Source organism: Geobacillus sp. JS12, from assembly GCF_001592395.1.
Classification (GTDB): Bacteria; Bacillota; Bacilli; order Bacillales; family Anoxybacillaceae; genus Geobacillus; species Geobacillus zalihae.
The window spans coordinates 2,132,758-2,147,840 of the sequence record NZ_CP014749.1 but is presented as its reverse complement, the minus strand read 5'-3'; the positions used below and the strand labels follow the sequence as shown (position 1 = coordinate 2,147,840).

Annotated in this window: 16 protein-coding genes and 3 pseudogenes; 13 read left to right on the top strand and 6 right to left on the bottom strand. The window is 54.1% G+C overall.

Annotated elements, in window-relative coordinates:
- Window positions 1-102 precede the first annotated feature (102 nt).
- The 3 genes and pseudogenes from motB to pssA form a co-directional block, all read right to left on the bottom strand.
- On the bottom strand, window positions 103-897 hold the full coding sequence (motB, locus tag A0V43_RS10540) for a flagellar motor protein MotB (protein WP_020755663.1): 795 nt from the start codon (window positions 895-897) through the stop codon (window positions 103-105).
- Window positions 890-1,681: a flagellar motor stator protein MotA gene (gene motA / locus A0V43_RS10535; RefSeq protein ID WP_013144679.1), complete on the bottom strand. Its 792-nt coding sequence runs from the start codon at window positions 1,679-1,681 to the stop codon at window positions 890-892. The genes motB and motA overlap by 8 nt, the downstream gene beginning before the upstream one ends.
- Before the next feature lie 173 nt (window positions 1,682-1,854).
- Window positions 1,855-2,393, bottom strand: a pseudogene (gene pssA, locus A0V43_RS10530) (CDP-diacylglycerol--serine O-phosphatidyltransferase).
- 123 nt (window positions 2,394-2,516) lie between these two features.
- Between pssA and A0V43_RS10525 the strand changes: the two are divergent.
- Window positions 2,517-3,311, top strand: a complete 795-nt coding sequence (locus A0V43_RS10525) for a phosphatidylserine decarboxylase (protein WP_013144681.1) — start codon at window positions 2,517-2,519, stop codon at window positions 3,309-3,311.
- A 37-nt stretch (window positions 3,312-3,348) separates the two neighbouring features.
- On the opposite strand, the gene A0V43_RS10520 is transcribed toward A0V43_RS10525, so the two are convergent.
- Window positions 3,349-3,489 carry a sporulation histidine kinase inhibitor Sda gene (locus tag A0V43_RS10520; protein WP_008879941.1) on the bottom strand — a complete coding sequence of 47 codons (141 nt, stop codon included), beginning with the start codon at window positions 3,487-3,489 and terminating at the stop codon, window positions 3,349-3,351.
- A 327-nt stretch (window positions 3,490-3,816) separates the two neighbouring features.
- On the opposite strand from A0V43_RS10520, the gene A0V43_RS10515 reads away from it, so the two are divergent.
- The 8 genes and pseudogenes from A0V43_RS10515 to A0V43_RS10480 all read left to right on the top strand — a co-directional run bounded on the left by A0V43_RS10515 (window position 3,817) and on the right by A0V43_RS10480 (window position 8,866).
- The gene (locus A0V43_RS10515) at window positions 3,817-4,332 is read left to right on the top strand and encodes a YqeG family HAD IIIA-type phosphatase (RefSeq protein WP_013144682.1); all 516 of its coding nucleotides are present in this window, start codon (window positions 3,817-3,819) and stop codon (window positions 4,330-4,332) included.
- A 2-nt stretch (window positions 4,333-4,334) separates the two neighbouring features.
- The gene (gene yqeH / locus A0V43_RS10510; RefSeq protein WP_013144683.1) at window positions 4,335-5,444 is read left to right on the top strand and encodes a ribosome biogenesis GTPase YqeH; all 1,110 of its coding nucleotides are present in this window, start codon (window positions 4,335-4,337) and stop codon (window positions 5,442-5,444) included.
- Window positions 5,445-5,467: 23 nt separating this feature from the next.
- Window positions 5,468-6,298 (top strand): shikimate dehydrogenase, encoded by an 831-nt coding sequence (gene aroE, locus A0V43_RS10505; RefSeq protein WP_013144684.1) that lies wholly within the window; start codon window positions 5,468-5,470, stop codon window positions 6,296-6,298.
- Between the two features lie 3 nt (window positions 6,299-6,301).
- Complete coding sequence (gene yhbY, locus A0V43_RS10500; protein WP_013144685.1) at window positions 6,302-6,595, top strand: ribosome assembly RNA-binding protein YhbY; 294 nt, start codon at window positions 6,302-6,304, stop codon at window positions 6,593-6,595.
- 41 nt (window positions 6,596-6,636) lie between these two features.
- A pseudogene (locus A0V43_RS10495) lies at window positions 6,637-7,286 on the top strand (nicotinate-nucleotide adenylyltransferase).
- On the top strand, window positions 7,195-7,773 hold the full coding sequence (gene yqeK / locus A0V43_RS10490) for a bis(5'-nucleosyl)-tetraphosphatase (symmetrical) YqeK (RefSeq protein WP_013144687.1): 579 nt from the start codon (window positions 7,195-7,197) through the stop codon (window positions 7,771-7,773). The pseudogene A0V43_RS10495 and the gene yqeK overlap by 92 nt, the downstream one beginning before the upstream one ends.
- A complete protein-coding gene (gene rsfS / locus A0V43_RS10485; protein ID WP_013144688.1) occupies window positions 7,770-8,126 on the top strand; it encodes a ribosome silencing factor in 357 nt (118 codons plus the stop codon). The genes yqeK and rsfS overlap by 4 nt, the downstream gene beginning before the upstream one ends.
- Window positions 8,123-8,866, top strand: coding sequence for a class I SAM-dependent DNA methyltransferase (locus A0V43_RS10480; RefSeq protein WP_063193055.1), 744 nt, complete (start codon window positions 8,123-8,125; stop codon window positions 8,864-8,866). The genes rsfS and A0V43_RS10480 overlap by 4 nt, the downstream gene beginning before the upstream one ends.
- Window positions 8,867-9,139: 273 nt before the next feature.
- Here the strand turns inward: A0V43_RS10480 and comER are convergent, their stop codons facing one another.
- Window positions 9,140-9,958, bottom strand: coding sequence for a late competence protein ComER (gene comER / locus A0V43_RS10475; RefSeq protein WP_013144690.1), 819 nt, complete (start codon window positions 9,956-9,958; stop codon window positions 9,140-9,142).
- Between the two features lie 100 nt (window positions 9,959-10,058).
- On the opposite strand from comER, the gene A0V43_RS10470 reads away from it, so the two are divergent.
- The 3 genes and pseudogenes from A0V43_RS10470 to A0V43_RS10460 all read left to right on the top strand — a co-directional run bounded on the left by A0V43_RS10470 (window position 10,059) and on the right by A0V43_RS10460 (window position 13,525).
- Window positions 10,059-10,682, top strand: a complete 624-nt coding sequence (locus tag A0V43_RS10470) for a helix-hairpin-helix domain-containing protein (RefSeq protein WP_013144691.1) — start codon at window positions 10,059-10,061, stop codon at window positions 10,680-10,682.
- Between the two features lie 127 nt (window positions 10,683-10,809).
- On the top strand, window positions 10,810-11,280 hold the full coding sequence (locus tag A0V43_RS10465; protein ID WP_020755680.1) for a ComE operon protein 2: 471 nt from the start codon (window positions 10,810-10,812) through the stop codon (window positions 11,278-11,280).
- Window positions 11,277-13,525: pseudogene (locus tag A0V43_RS10460) on the top strand (DNA internalization-related competence protein ComEC/Rec2). Before A0V43_RS10465 ends, A0V43_RS10460 begins: the two are co-directional and overlap by 4 nt.
- A gap of 70 nt (window positions 13,526-13,595) precedes the next feature.
- On the opposite strand, the gene A0V43_RS19080 reads toward A0V43_RS10460, so the two are convergent.
- On the bottom strand, window positions 13,596-13,730 hold the full coding sequence (locus A0V43_RS19080) for a YqzM family protein (RefSeq protein WP_011231993.1): 135 nt from the start codon (window positions 13,728-13,730) through the stop codon (window positions 13,596-13,598).
- 284 nt (window positions 13,731-14,014) lie between these two features.
- Here A0V43_RS19080 and holA point away from each other — a divergent pair, with 284 nt between their 5' ends.
- Window positions 14,015-15,061: a DNA polymerase III subunit delta gene (gene holA, locus A0V43_RS10455; RefSeq protein WP_063193054.1), complete on the top strand. Its 1,047-nt coding sequence runs from the start codon at window positions 14,015-14,017 to the stop codon at window positions 15,059-15,061.
- The last annotated feature ends 22 nt before the right edge of the window (window positions 15,062-15,083 follow it).

Below are 15,083 nucleotides of genomic sequence, written 5' to 3'. Positions count from 1 at the left end.
GGAGGAAAAACCGGCGAACCGCCGGTTTTTCTGTCTGGACATGGGGAAGAGAGTTTTGGCAAAGCGACGGCTAAAGAAAACCGCCCGCTGAAGGCGCGACGGTCACTGAGTGGATGTGGACGAATCATTGACGTCGGTGCGCGGCAAAATTAAAATTTCGACGCGCCGGTTTTTCATCCGCCCGGCAGCGGTGGCGTTGGAGGCGATCGGCTTGTATTCGCCATACCCTTTAGCGCTGAAATAGCGCGGGTCGAGTTGCTTGTTTTCAAGCAGCACTTTCATGAAATTGACGGCGCGCATGACGCTCAGCTCCCAGTTGGAAGCGAATTTCTCGTTATGGATCGGCACGTTGTCCGTATGGCCGCTGATCATGATGTTGCGCGGCGGGTTCATGACGAGCAAAGCGGAGATTTCCGCCGCAAGACGCCGGTCTTTCATGCGCACTTCGGCGCTGCCGGAGTCGAATAAAATATCATCCAAAATGGTAATCGCGAGCCCTTCGTCCGTCAATGATGTCTGCAATTTCCCTGTCAAGTGTTTTTGATGAATATAGCTGTCAATTTTCGCTTGGATTTGTTTCAGCTCTTCTTTTTCTCCTTCGTTTATAGACGAAGGAGGATTCTGAGACTGTTGCTGTTGATATTGCTGCCGTCCTTTTTCGTCTTCTGCAGGCGGCGTGATTGGTTCAATGGGGCTTTGAAAATCAAAAACACCCGTTCCGCCGGCAAAGGCGGTGCTGAAGGCGCGCGCAATTTCTTGAAACTTCTTTTGGTCGATTTGGCTGCTTGCAAACAAAACGATGAATAGTGCGAGCAGCAATGTCAACAAATCTGCGTACGGAATCAGCCATGATTCGCTCATATGCTCTTCGTGGCTGCTCTTTTTTTTCTTAGCCATTGGCCGTTTCACCTTGTGTCAGCGCCTGCTGCCGCTCGCTTTCCGGCAAGTATGAGGCGAGTTTTTGTTCGATCATGCGCGGGGCTTGTCCTTCCAAAATGGAGAGCACTCCTTCAACCATGATGTAGCGCACGCGCGCCTCTTCCTTCGATTTCCGCCGCAGTTTGTTGGCAAACGGATGCCAAAGCACATAGCCGGTGAAAATGCCGAGCATTGTGGCGACAAAAGCTGCACTAATGGCATGACCTAATTCACTGATGTTGTCCATGTTGCCGAGCGCCGCAATCAACCCAACGACCGCCCCAAGCACCCCGAGCGTCGGCGCGTACGTGCCAGCTTGAGTAAAAATGGCAGCGTTCGCTTCGTGGCGTTCTTCCATGGCCACAATTTCTTCGGTCATGACATCGCGGATAAACTCTTGCGTTTGTCCATCGATGGCCATGCTGAGCCCGTTGCGCAAAAACGGGTCGTCAATGTCGTTCAATTTCGCCTCAAGCGCCAGAAGCCCTTCGCGGCGGGCGATGTTGGCCCAGTCAACGAACAGTGGAATGAGCTCGTCGATCGACGGTGTGGGCGGTTCAGTAAAAATGATTTTGAACAATTTTGGCACTTTTTTTATTTCCTTCATTGGAAACGCGATAATGACCGCTGCCGCCGTGCCGACGAGAATGATGAGGATGGCGGCCGGATTGATCAATACAGCAGGCGAAACGCCCTTAAAGTACATGCCCAACCCGACGGCAATGACGCCAAGGATGATGCCGATGATCGATGTTTTGTCCAAATGAATCCCCCGCTTTTTCCATACGAACGATCTACGCCATGAGGCGTTTTGATAAAGAAACCATATTTATCATATACTGAATAAAGGAGGTTGAAAAGGGAAAAAGGTGTGACATGAAAGGGAAAAAGCCGCCCGCTCCATTAGGCTGACGGAAAGGGCAGCTCCGGTGATCATCATATTTTTTTCAGTTTAAACGTGCCGACCATTAAAAACGATAAAATGAGCGCTAAAAACATAAACGATTGTGGCGGAAAGTACGGGATGGCTAAATAACCGAGCGTCATCAGCACCCCGGCGGCGGTGATCGGCAGCCCCGCGAAGTAGCCGTTGTTTTCTGTGATGTTGAAGCGTGCGAGGCGGAAGGCGCCGCAGGCGATATACAAGATGGTGAACACTGCCCCGGCGCGCCGAATTCATAGAACAACCCCTGATACATCAGCAAGGCGGGAGCGACGCCGAAGGAGACGATGTCGCTCATCGAATCGAGCTGCTTGCCAAGTTCGGATTCAATGTTCATCTTGCGCGCCACAGCGCCGTCAAAGCGATCGACAAACGCTGCTAAAAAAACGAGCAGCACGCTCATATGAAGCTGCCCTTTCAGCGTAGCCAGGACGGAAAAGCCGCCAAGCGACAAGTTGGTCATCGTCAAAATGTTTGCTGCATTGGCTTTCAGCTTTTTTAAGGTATAGTCTAAATAATCCGATAAGAACAAGTTTCTCCACTCCTTTTCCAACAGAAAACGCCAAAAGAAAATTCTACTACCATTATACTCATTTTGGCGGTAATATGGAAGGTAGTAACGAATGGCGATGTTGCGCTACTGGAGGGAACGTGCTTGCGAAAATGGCTTTATCGTTTGTTCATCGAGCTGACCAATCACTCGCTTTCTTCAAAGCTGCTCGCTTCGTTTGCCAAATCGCGCCTCAGCGGTCTATTGATATCATCGTATGCAAAAATTTATCATATTAACCAAGACGAAATGGAAAAAAGCCTAAAAAATTATAAGACGTTGCAGCAACTGTTCATCCGCCGGCTGAAGGCCGGGGTGAGGCCGGTCGACGCTGATGAGCATACGGTCGTCAGCCCGGTGGACGCTGTCATTGAAGACATGGGCACGATTCGAGAAAACTGTGAAATGATCGTCAAGGGAAAGCCGTATTCCATTGCGGAAATGCTCGGCAGCGTTGAAGCGGCACAACCGTATGTGAACGGGTTCTTTTTTATTCTGTATTTAAGCCCGAGCCATTATCACCGCATCCATAGCCCAATATCTGGAGTGATCGAAAAACAGTGGGCGCTCGGCCGCAAGTCGTATCCGGTCAATCGTCTTGGCTTAAAATATGGGCGTCGGCCGCTCGAGAAAAATTACCGCCTCATCACCGAGGTCACAGCCGGCGGCAAGCGCTTGGCGATCGTGAAAATCGGCGCCATGTTCGTCAACAGCATTGAATTGACCCATGAGAGTGAGCAGCTTGTCAAAGGAGAGGAAATGGCGTATTTTTCGTTCGGTTCAACGGTCGTCTTGCTGTTTGAACGCGGAAGTTTCGCCCCTGACCCGCGCATTGCTGCGCCCATGCCGATCAAAGTCGGCGAGCGGCTCGGCTATTGGTGCGAGGCGCACGAGCACTAAGGCTGTCGGAAACAAAAAAAAGCCCGAAGGCCTTCTCTTATGAGGACAGCTTAATTTTGTGAGTCAATGAACGGCGCTGGATTTCTTTTTCAATCAACTCAATGAATTCCGGGCTGAGATTGAGCTCTTTCGCCTTGAAGTACGACTCGATCAACAACTCGTCGGACAAATGTTTCATCGGGGGTGTCCTCCTTTTTTGGATGGAATATGCCAAACATGTCATACATATAATGGTAGGTTACTTACAATGTACCATGACTTGGGAGAGAGAACAACCGTTCTGTTATCCACAGAAGGTGGTGGATAACATGTGGAAAACATGTTTATAAAACGCAGGAAGTGTGATGACTAGCTTGTGTATAATGTGGGCAACAGTTATCCACAAGATGGACAGTCGCGAAATTTGTCGAAAGTTTTTTCTATTTATCATCGGTAAACTTTGTTTTGAAACAAACGTTAAAATTCGCTATGATGGGAAAAGCAAATGGAAAGGCGGGTGTCCGGCATGCTTCACTACTTTTTGCCAAGCCAGTTTGCCAAGCGTGTGATCGACATTACTCCGGATGAGCTGAAACAAAAAGGGGTCAAAGGGATCATCACTGATTTGGACAATACGCTTGTTGAATGGGATCGGCCGAGCGCCACCCCGGAGCTGGCCGCATGGTTTGATGCGATGAAGCAGGCGGGCATTAAGGTCGTCATCGTATCGAATAATAATCAACAACGCGTGCAGTCGTTTGCGGAGCCGCTTGGCATCCCGTTCATCTTTGAAGCGCGCAAACCGCTGACACGCGCGTTTTTGCAGGCATTAAAGATGATGGAGCTTAAGAAAGAGGAAGTCGTCGTCATCGGCGATCAGTTGCTGACGGATGTGCTTGGGGGCAACCGGCTCGGACTGAACACGATTTTAGTCGTCCCGGTCGCCCAGACGGACGGATTATGGACGCGTTTCAATCGAAAAATGGAGCGGAGAATTTTAAAGGTGATGCGCAAAAAAGGGATGATTTACTGGGAGGAATGATCGTGGAGCCACAACTGCGTTGCATCGGCTGCGGAGCGGCCATTCAGTTTGACGATCCGAAAAAGGCGGGCTATGCGCCGAAAAGCGTGCTCGAAAAAGACGAGGAAGAAATCATTTGCCAGCGCTGCTTCCGCTTGAAACATTACAACGAAGTGCAAGACGTGCCGCTTGATGACAGCGATTTTTTAAACATGCTGCACCGCATCGGGGAATCGAAGGCGCTTGTCGTCAACATCGTCGACATTTTCGATTTCAACGGCAGCTGGATTCCTGGCTTGCCGCGGTTTGCGGCCGAGAATCCGATTTTGCTTGTCGGCAACAAGGCGGATTTATTGCCGCGGTCGGTCAAATACCCGAAGCTGCTGCGCTGGATGCGCCGCATGGCGGAAGAGCTCGGGCTCTGTCCGGTTGACGTCTGCCTTGTCAGCGCAGCGAAAGGAATTGGCATGGCGAAGGTGATGGAAGCGATCAACCGCTACCGTGAGGGCGGCGATGTCTACGTCGTCGGCTGCACGAATGTCGGCAAGTCGACGTTCATCAATCGGATCATTGAAGAGGCGACCGGCAAAGGGAATGTGATTACCACGTCATATTTCCCGGGGACGACACTCGATATGATCGAAATTCCGCTTGAGGGTGGAGCGACGCTGTATGATACGCCGGGGATCATCAACCATCACCAAATGGCGCACTTTGTTGATGCGCGCGATTTGAAGATCATTACGCCGAAGCGGGAAATCCATCCGCGCGTTTATCAGCTCAACGAAGGGCAGACGCTCTTTTTCGGAGGCTTGGCCCGCCTCGATTACATCAAAGGCGGGCGCCGCTCGTTCGTCTGCTACATGGCCAATGAGTTGACGGTTCATCGGACAAAGTTGGAAAAAGCCGACTCCCTTTATGCCAATCAGCTTGGCGATTTGCTGTCGCCGCCAAACAAACGCTATGCCGCTGAATTTCCGCCGCTTGTGCCGCGCTCGCTGTCTGTCAAAGAGCGGAAGACAGACATCGTCTTTTCCGGACTCGGCTGGGTGACGTGCAACGACCTGGGTGCTCAGCTTGTCGTCCATGCTCCAAAAGGGGTCGACGTATTTATCCGTCAATCGTTGATTTAATGGAAAGCGGGAGGAGGAGAAACGTGGAAAAGGTATACGGGTTGATTGGGTTTCCCGTCGAGCACTCGCTGTCGCCGCTCATGCATAATGATGCATTCGCCCGTTTGGGCATTCCGGCGCGCTATCATTTGTTTTCCGTCGAACCGGGGCAAGTCGGTGCGGCGATCGCTGGCGTGCGGGCGCTCGGCATCGCCGGGGTGAACGTGACGATTCCGCACAAACTGGCGGTCATTCCGTTTTTGGACGAAGTGGACGAGCAGGCGCGCCGCATCGGGGCGGTCAATACGATCGTCAACGACAACGGCCGGCTCGTCGGCTATAATACGGACGGACCTGGCTACGTCAAGGCGCTCGAGGAGGAAATGGACGTCAGTCTCGACGGCAAGCGGATTTTGGTGATCGGCGCTGGCGGCGGGGCGCGCGGCATTTACTTTTCGTTGCTGTCGACGGCAGCCGAGCGCATCGATATGGCCAACCGGACGGTGGAAAAAGCGGAGCGGCTCGTCCGCGAAGGGGGGGATGGCCGCTCGGCGTATTTTTCGCTCGCCGAGGCGGAAACGCGGCTTGACGAATACGATATTATTATCAATACCACTTCTGTCGGCATGCATCCGCGTGTCGAGGTGCAGCCGCTTTCTCTTGAACGGCTGCGGCCAGGGGTGATCGTTTCCGATATTATTTACAATCCACTGGAAACAAAATGGCTGAAAGAAGCGAAAGCCCGCGGCGCCCGTGTGCAAAACGGCGTCGGCATGCTCGTGTACCAGGGAGCGCTAGCGTTTGAAAAATGGACCGGCCAATGGCCGGATGTCAACCGGATGAAACAGCTTGTCATCGAAGCGTTAAGGAGGTAACATATGCTAACGGGAAAACAAAAACGGTTTTTGCGCGCTCAAGCCCATCATTTGAAACCGATTTTTCAAGTCGGCAAAGGCGGCGTGACGGAAGCGATGACCGAACAAATTGCGGCGGCGCTCGAAGCGCGCGAGCTGTTGAAAGTGAGCGTTTTGCAAAACTGCGAAGAAGACCGCTACACCGTCGCTGAGCAGCTGGCAGCCGGGACGGGGGCCGAACTTGTGCAAGTGATCGGCAATACGATCGTCTTATACAAAGAGTCGAAAGAACACAAACAAATCGTTTTGCCTGACTGACAAGCGGCGCGGCCAAGATGAAACGGCGGGGGGGAAGGAAGATGGGAAAAATCGGGATTCTCGGCGGAACGTTCGATCCGCCCCATTACGGCCATTTGATTATGGCGAATGAAGTGCTTGACGCCCTTCAGTTGTCAGAAATTTGGTTTCTGCCCAACCGCATTCCTCCCATAAGCAGCACGAACAAGTGACGAAAAGCGAGGATCGGCTGCGCATGCTCGAGTTGGCGGTGGCCGGTCATCCATGCTTTCATGTTGAGACGATCGAGCTTGAACGGGAGGGGCCTTCCTATACGTACGATACGGTCCGGCAGCTTGTCGCGATGCATCCTGATGACGAATTTTATTTCATCATCGGCGCCGATATGGTCGAATATTTGCCGAATTGGCACCGCATCGATGAGCTCATCGAGTTGGTGACGTTTGTTGGCGTCAAGCGGCCGGGGTTTTCCATGGAAACGCCGTATCCGGTCATCGAAGTTGAGGCGCCGCAGTTTGCTGTTTCTTCCTCGCTCATCCGCGAGCGGGTGCGGAACGGACAGACGATTCGCTATCTTGTACCGGAAGGCGTCAGACTTTATATTGAGGAGAAGGGGCTATATGGAGCGAGAACAGGCGTTACTGATCGTGAAACAACAGCTGACCGAGCAGCGCTACGAGCATACGCTTGGCGTTGTCGAGACCGCCGTTAAGCTCGCCAAGCAATACGGCGCCGACGCGAAAAAGGCGGAACTGGCAGCGATTTTCCACGACTATGCCAAATTCCGTCCGGTCGAGGAAATGAAACAAATCATTTTGGCGCAAAATATGCCCAACGATTTGCTTGCTTACAACAGTGAGCTATGGCATGCGCCCGTTGGCGCCTATTTGGTGCAGACAGAAGTCGGCATCAACGATCCAGAGGTGCTGGATGCCATTCGCTACCATACGTCGGGAAGGGCTGGAATGACGGTGCTTGAAAAAATTATTTATTTGGCCGACTATATGGAACCAGGGCGCCGCTTCCCGGGCGTTGACGACGTACGGCGCTTGGCGGAAGAAGACCTCAACCGGGCGCTGTTGCAGGCGGTGAAAAATACGATCGCGTTTTTGCTTGAGAAGCGCCAGCTCATTTATCCAGATACGATTCATGCGTACAATTCACTCATGCGTGAAGTGAAGGGGGAAGCAAAACGGTGACGGAACAAGAGGCGTTGCAGCTTGTCGTCCGCGCGGCGGATGATAAAAAGGCGGAAAACATTGTCGTCTTGAACATGAAAGGCATTTCGCTTGTCGCCGATTATTTTGTCATTTGCCATGGCAATTCGGACAAACAAGTGCAGGCCATCGCCCGCGAAATTCAAGACCAAGCGGAAGAACACGGCTTAGCGGTGAAGAGGGTTGAAGGATTCCAGGAGGCGAAATGGGTGCTTGTCGATTTGGGCGACATCGTTGTGCATGTTTTTGCCAAAGAGGAGCGCGAGTATTACAACCTCGAACGGCTCTGGGGGGACGCCCCGACGGAAGACGTCGCGGCTGTGTTGCAGCCATGACCTATGCTCGTTTCGCGGATTGGTACGATGCGCTCATGGCCGAGGCGCCGTATGATGCATGGCAATCGTTTGTGGAACGGGCATTCGCCCAATACACCAAACGTCCAGGAAGACGGGTCATTGACATCGGCTGCGGGACGGGAGAGCTTGCCATCCGCCTTGCCAAGGCCGGATGGCAAGTATCCGGCGTTGATCTCTCTGAACATATGCTCGCCGTCGCCCAGGCGAAAGCCGAAGCGGCGGGAGTGGAGGTGCCGTTTTTCGAACAAAACATGGCGGAGCTCGACGGGTTTTCTGATCTCGATGGCGCCTTCCTGTTTTGCGATGCTCTCAACTATTTAACGGATGAAGAGGATGTGAAGCGGACGTTCGCCGCCGTCTCCCGCGCCCTTGGCGGCGGCGGGCTGCTTTTGTTTGATGTCCATTCGGTCTACAAAATGGACGTCCTGTTCCGCGACGCCGTGTTTGCGGACCAGGATGACGACCTCAGCTACATATGGACGTGCCATCCGCTTGACTGGCCGCACAGCGTCGGGCATGAACTGACGTTTTTCGTCCGCCGCGGCGATCTTTACGAGCGCTATGACGAATGGCACGAACAGCGCACGTTCGAGCGCGCTGTCTATGAGCAATGGCTCGATTCCGCCGGCTTTGAGGTGCTCGAAGTGACCGCTGATTTCACCGATGCGCCTCCGACCGAGACGGCGGAACGGTTGTTTTTCGTCGCGCGGAAGCGGTGAGGGGCGAGATCGACAAAAACGAAGGCGCTGCTGACAGTGATGGATGGGAGAAATGCTTGAACACTGTTCGAAATAGGGTGAAAAGAAGGAAAGAGCCGGATGGCTCTTTTTTTATGCGCATGATAGCCAGCGCTGTGATCGACGCGATTGACGGCTGGGAAATTGAAAAAGATGTGTGAGTTAGAAGGATTATGCACCCGGCTATTAAGCCGGGTGGGGATGGAAATTTTGTCGGGTCAAGCAGGAATTTGCTCCTTGCTGTCGAATTCATGTTCACGAAAACTGCTGCTTCACCTTCTCCACATCTTCTTTAAACTTCTCATGTGTTTTCGCCAGCACTTCTTCAAAGACGCCGTTCATTCGTTGTTCCAACACAGCGATTCCTTCCCCGGTAATGCCGCCTTTGACGCAAACTTTTTCCTGCAGCGTCGGGAGTGTGTACAAGTTTCGCTTCAACAATTCCCCTAAGCCGATGATCATATCGGTCGCCAGCATCGTCGCCTGTTCCTTCGTGATGGCGGTTTTGGCCGCTGCGGCGTCGATGAAGCGCTGAAGCAAATAGCTGAAAAACGCCGGACCGCAGCTGGAGATGTCGGAGGCGACGCGGGTGATGGCCTCGTCGATGTACACCGGCGAGGCGATGCGCCGGAGAAGATCATCGATCGTTTGCCGGCAGGCGGTCGAACAGCGTGATCCGAAGGTGACAAGGATGCTGCCGGAGAGCGCCCGGTTTGCAATGCTCGGAATGGCGCGCACGACTTGGCAAGGGACGGCTGCTTCAAGCTGTTTTACGATGATCGGGCTTGTGATCGACACAAGGCAATGCTCCCTTGTCCAGTGCGGGGCCAGTTGCTGCAATAATGGGTGGATGTCGAGCGGTTTGACGCATAAAAAGACGAGGCTGGATTGTTTGATGACTTCAGCCGCATCGGCAACCACTGCAATGCCGGGATGCGCGCGTTGTATCGCGAACGCTTTCGCAAGCGTACGGTTCGTGATGACGAGCTGATCCGCTTTCACGGCGCCGGAGTCGAGGAACGCTTCGATTAAGATGGTGCCCATATTCCCCGTGCCGATGACGCCGATGTTCATGTGTTGTCCCCCTCCCGGTTTTGGTTTACCGGACTCTCTTTTTCGATATGTATGAGAAAAAGGCTCGGTTTATGACTTGAGATGGAAAGGATGGGATCGTATGTGGGAGCATGTGCAGGAGCTTGGCAAACGTTATGGGAAAGTAGGGATGTTCTTGTTGTTTGCTGCGGCGGCGGGGTTATGGGTGTTTCGTCATCCGACGGATGAAAAGGGGCAAGTCGTCTTGCCGGCGGCGGCTGAAACGGATGCCGCCCGGACGGAAGAAAAAAAGGACGAGGCGTCAAAAACCGCTGTGGTGGATGTGAAAGGGGCGGTCGCGAAACCAGGAGTGTACGAGGTGGCGGCGGACGCCCGCGTTCGCGATGTCATCGCCCTAGCCGGTGGATTGACGGACGAGGCGGATGAAACGAAAGTCAATCTGGCGGCAAAAGTGCGCGATGAAATGATGATTTACGTCCCGGCAAAAGGCGAGGCCGCAGCGACGTCAAATGCCACCTTCACGTCTCCGAGCGATGGGGCTCGGGACGGGCCGCAAGTGGCGGTCAATACAGCGACGGAAGAGGAGTTGATGCAGCTTCCCGGGATCGGACCGGCGAAGGCAAAAGCGATCATCGCCTATCGCGAAGAACACGGGCCGTTTCGGCGGGTGGAGGATTTGTTGAATGTAACCGGAATTGGTGAAAAAACGCTGGAGAAATTGAAACCGTATTTGCTTGTGCCGTAAGCGAGGCGGGGGAGCGCAATGATTCTCGTTTATGGGCGGATCAAGGCTGCTGCGGACGTTTCGGCGTTGACGGGGGCAGGAGGGGGCGGGTAGACTAAAAGCATGGAAACGAGCGGAGGGATGGAAAATGGAACGCATCACATGGGATCAATACTTTATGGCGCAAAGCCATTTGCTCGCGCTGCGCAGCACGTGCACGAGGCTCGCCGTCGGAGCGACGATTGTGCGCGATAAGCGCATCATCGCCGGCGGGTACAACGGCTCGATCGCCGGCGGCGCCCATTGCACCGATGAAGGGTGCTACGTGATTGACGGCCATTGTGTACGGACGATCCATGCGGAAATGAATGCCATTTTGCAATGCGCCAAGTTCGGCGTCCCGACCGAGGGGGCCGAGATGTATGTCACCCATTTTCCGTGCTTGCATTGTTGCAAGGCGATCATTCAAAGCGGCATCCGCGCTGTCTATTACGCCCAAGACTACAAAAACCACCCGTACGCCTTGGAGCTGTTTGCTCAAGCTGGCGTCCGGCTCGTGCAAGTGCCGCTGAAAACGGATGTGTTTGCCTTTCTTGCCAGCGGCGGAGGTGAAGCATGAAGGGACAAGCCGTCTATCCCGCCGCGGCGGCGCTTTTGGCCGTCGCGGCGGCCTCACCGTCCAAAACCACATGTCTTCTCCTTATCGTTTATCTCCTTCTTCTTTTCATCCGCCGGCCGCACTGTTTCCTTCCTGCTCTCGTTGCAGCTCTCTTCTTTTTTGTCTATTTTCTCATCATTGATCATCATAACAAAACTTCCCTTTCCGGCGGCCGTCATTCGCTTTCCGTTCGTTTTTCCGCCGCGCCGGCGATCGACGGCGATCGATTGCAGGCGGCGGTGCAAGCTGGCAAGGAGCGGGTGCAGCTCCGTTACATCATTCGGACGGCTGCGGAAAAAGAAGCGCTGCGTGCGCACCTCATGCCTGGGGTCGTGTGCCGGCTAAAGGGAACGCTCGAGCGCCCCATGCCAGCTGGCAATCCGTATGCGTTTGATTACCGCCTTTATTTGCGCCGCCACCGCATTCATTGGCTCTTTCTCCCTGAGGCGATCGATCTTTCTGCTTGCGTGCGCGTCCGTCCCGCCATCATCGAACGGCTTGAAGCCATTCGCGAGGCTGGCGTCCGCCGCATTGAAGCCCGGTTTCCGCCGGAAGCGGCCGGCATCGCCGCTGCGCTCATTTATGGCGAACGCCGCTCGTTGGACGAGGAAGTGATTAGCGGTTACCAGCAGCTCGGGATCATCCATTTGTTGGCCATTTCCGGCGGCCATGTCACCCTGCTTGTCAGTGCTGCGTTGGCCGCTGCCATTCGGTTTGTGACGCGCGAAGCGGCCATGCTTGCTTTGCTCGTTTTCTTGCCTATGTATGCGGTGCTCGCCGGCGCTTCGCCGTCGGTGCTGCGCGCTTGTGCGACCGGGATGATTGTGTTGGCCATCCAGTGGAAAAAAGGAAGGATCCATCCGCTGGATGCGTTGAGTTGGACAGCGCTTGCCCTGCTCGTCTTTGACCCCTATATGGTTTGGGATGTCGGTTTTCAACTATCGTTTCTTGTCACGTTTGCCCTTCTTGCCCATGTATCGGTGCTCGCCTCTGCTCGTTCGATGCTCCAAAGCTTGTTTCAGACCGCGCTCGTCGCTCAGCTTGCCGCGCTGCCGGTTTTGCTTTACCATTTTTATGAAGTTTCTGTTTGGAGCGTAGGACTCAATGTCTTCTTTGTCCCTTGGTATTCATTTGTCATCTTGCCACTCGCTTTTCTATCCGCAGTTTTTTCCTTTTCTCCGCTCATTTGGCTGTTTAGCCGTCTCATTGAGCTGACGGATGCGGTTGTCCATTTTTTCTCGGTCGATTACTCGTTTATGCTTGTGCTCGGCCGTCCGGGGCCGTGGTGCTTAGCTGGTTATCTGACAGCCATCGCGGCGGCGTTTTTGGATTGGGAACGCGGCCGCCTGATCCGCGGATTGACAGCGGTGGCGGCGGCGACGGCGCTGCATACGGCTTCTCCGTATATGAATCCAAAGGGAGAAGTAACGATATTGGATGTTGGACAAGGAGACTGCATTTATATTGAGCTTCCGCATCGCAAAGCAGTCTATCTCATTGACACGGGCGGGACGCCGGAATGGGCGCGCGAACCGTGGCGCAAGCGGTCGCGTCCGTTTTCTGTCGGCCGCGACGTTGTCGTGCCGTTTTTAAAAGCCCAAGGGGTGAGGACGCTTGATCAGCTGATTTTGACGCACGATGATGCCGACCATATCGGGTCTGCTCCCGAGGTGATGGCAGCCGTGCGCGTCAAGAAGATTGTCACAAGCCCAGGAGCGCTGCCGGCCGTCAAGGCGATGGCGCGCCCGTTTTCCGTGCCGGTGGCCGCCAGCGTGCGGGGGGATCGGTGGAAGGTGGGGGATGCCGCGTTTTCCGTATTGCACCCGGAGGCGGGAAACAATGAGGATAATAACGGCTCGCTTGTATTACTCGCCCGCCTCGGCCGCTTGACATGGCTGTTTGCTGCGGATATCGAGGAAGAGGCGGAACAGGCGCTCATCCGCGCTTATCCGACGCTGCGTGTCGATGTATTGAAAGTCGCCCACCACGGCAGCAAAACGTCGACAACAGAGCCGTTTTTGCGGACGGTCAAGCCGCGAGCGGCCATCATTTCCGTCGGCCGCTACAATCGCTACGGGCATCCGTCCCCGAGGTGCTTATGCGGCTTGGGCAACAACGGGCGATCATTTGGCGGACGGATGAAAACGGGGCCATTCGCTATGTGTATGACGAAAACAGTGGAACCTTTCAGGTGATGAAACCATAAGATGTAGTGCACAAAAAAACGGAACGTTTCAGCCAAAACAAAAAATAAGGATTGCTTATGTAAGCAATCCTTATCGACCGAAAAATTCGATCAACGTTGCGATGATGAACATGGTAGCGAAAAAGCCGAACGACACGATGAATCCGACGGCGGAATCGACGGCGTCATTTCGTTGGCTTTGCACTTCCTTTTCAAATACGTTCATCGTTTTCCCCCTCCTCGTTCAATCATTTTTAGTATAGACGAAAACGCGTGAAAAATCTACCGCCGCTTGCTTCTTTTCCTTCCTTGACAACAGTTGACACAAATACTTTCAAACAGCCGGGAAAACATAAAAATAACCCGCTGGCCAATAAGGTCCTAGGACTTATAGGCTGGCGTTTATATAAAGGGGAACCGGTTTTTTCGGCAGCCGGTTCCCTTGTAAAATGACGAAAAACGGTGTATCTTTTCTAGCAGAGACGTTTGCTAGGGAATGGAGACGGGAACATGCTGGAACGCGTATGGGGAAACATTGAAAAACGGCGTTTTTCTCCCCTTTATTTATTATACGGCAATGAGCCGTTTTTATTAACGGAAACGTATGAGCGATTGGTGAACGCAGCGCTTGGCCCCGAGGAGCGGGAGTGGAACTTGGCTGTGTACGACTGCGAGGAAACGCCGATCGAGGCGGCGCTTGAGGAGGCCGAGACGGCGCCGTTTTTCGGCGAGCGGCGTGTCATTCTCATCAAGCATCCATATTTTTTTACGTCTGAAAAAGAGAAGGAGATCGAACATGATTTGGCGAAGCTGGAGGCGTACTTGAAGGCGCCGTCGCCGTTTTCGATTGTCGTCTTTTTCGCGCCGTACGAGAAGCTTGATGAGCGAAAAAAAATTACGAAGCTCGCCAAAGAGCAAAGCGAAGTCGTCATCGCCGCCCCGCTCGCCGAAGCGGAGCTGCGTGCCTGGGTGCGGCGCCGCATCGAGAGCCAAGGGGCGCAAGCAAGCGACGAGGCGATTGATGTCCTGTTGCGGCGGGCCGGGACGCAGCTTTCCGCCTTGGCGAATGAAATCGATAAATTGGCCCTGTTTGCCGGATCGGGCGGAACCATCGAGGCGGCGGCGGTTGAGCGGCTTGTCGCCCGCACGCCGGAAGAAAACGTATTTGTGCTTGTCGAGCAAGTGGCGAAGCGCGACATTCCAGCAGCGTTGCAGACGTTTTATGATCTGCTTGAAAACAATGAAGAGCCGATCAAAATTTTGGCGCTGCTCGCCGCCCATTTCCGCTTGCTTTCGCAAGTGAAATGGCTTGCCTCCTTAGGCTACGGACAGGCGCAAATTGCTGCGGCGCTCAAGGTGCACCCGTTCCGCGTCAAGCTCGCTCTTGCTCAAGCGGCCCGCTTCGCTGAAGGAGAGCTTGCTGAGGCGATCAACGAGCTCGCTGACGCCGATTACGAAGTGAAAAGCGGGGCGGTCGATCGCCGGTTGGCCGTTGAGCTGCTTCTGATGCGCTGGGGCGCCCGCCCGGCGCAAGCGGGGCGCCACGGCCGGCGGTGAAGCGATCGACCGGCCGTTTGCC

Excerpts from the sequence above, each read along its gene's own strand:
- motB (WP_020755663.1), bottom strand. The coding sequence starts at position 897 with ATGGCTAAGAAAAAAAAGAGCAGCCACGAAGAGCATATGAGCGAATCA.
- A0V43_RS10520 (WP_008879941.1), bottom strand. The coding sequence starts at position 3,489 with ATGAAACATTTGTCCGACGAGTTGTTGATCGAGTCGTACTTCAAGGCG.
- A0V43_RS10515 (WP_013144682.1), top strand. The coding sequence starts at position 3,817 with ATGCTTCACTACTTTTTGCCAAGCCAGTTTGCCAAGCGTGTGATCGAC.
- yhbY (WP_013144685.1), top strand. The coding sequence starts at position 6,302 with ATGCTAACGGGAAAACAAAAACGGTTTTTGCGCGCTCAAGCCCATCAT.
- yqeK (WP_013144687.1), top strand. The coding sequence starts at position 7,195 with ATGGAGCGAGAACAGGCGTTACTGATCGTGAAACAACAGCTGACCGAG.
- A0V43_RS10480 (WP_063193055.1), top strand. The coding sequence starts at position 8,123 with ATGACCTATGCTCGTTTCGCGGATTGGTACGATGCGCTCATGGCCGAG.
- comER (WP_013144690.1), bottom strand. The coding sequence starts at position 9,958 with ATGAACATCGGCGTCATCGGCACGGGGAATATGGGCACCATCTTAATC.
- A0V43_RS10470 (WP_013144691.1), top strand. The coding sequence starts at position 10,059 with ATGTGGGAGCATGTGCAGGAGCTTGGCAAACGTTATGGGAAAGTAGGG.
- A0V43_RS10465 (WP_020755680.1), top strand. The coding sequence starts at position 10,810 with ATGGAACGCATCACATGGGATCAATACTTTATGGCGCAAAGCCATTTG.
- A0V43_RS19080 (WP_011231993.1), bottom strand. The coding sequence starts at position 13,730 with ATGAACGTATTTGAAAAGGAAGTGCAAAGCCAACGAAATGACGCCGTC.
- holA (WP_063193054.1), top strand. The coding sequence starts at position 14,015 with ATGCTGGAACGCGTATGGGGAAACATTGAAAAACGGCGTTTTTCTCCC.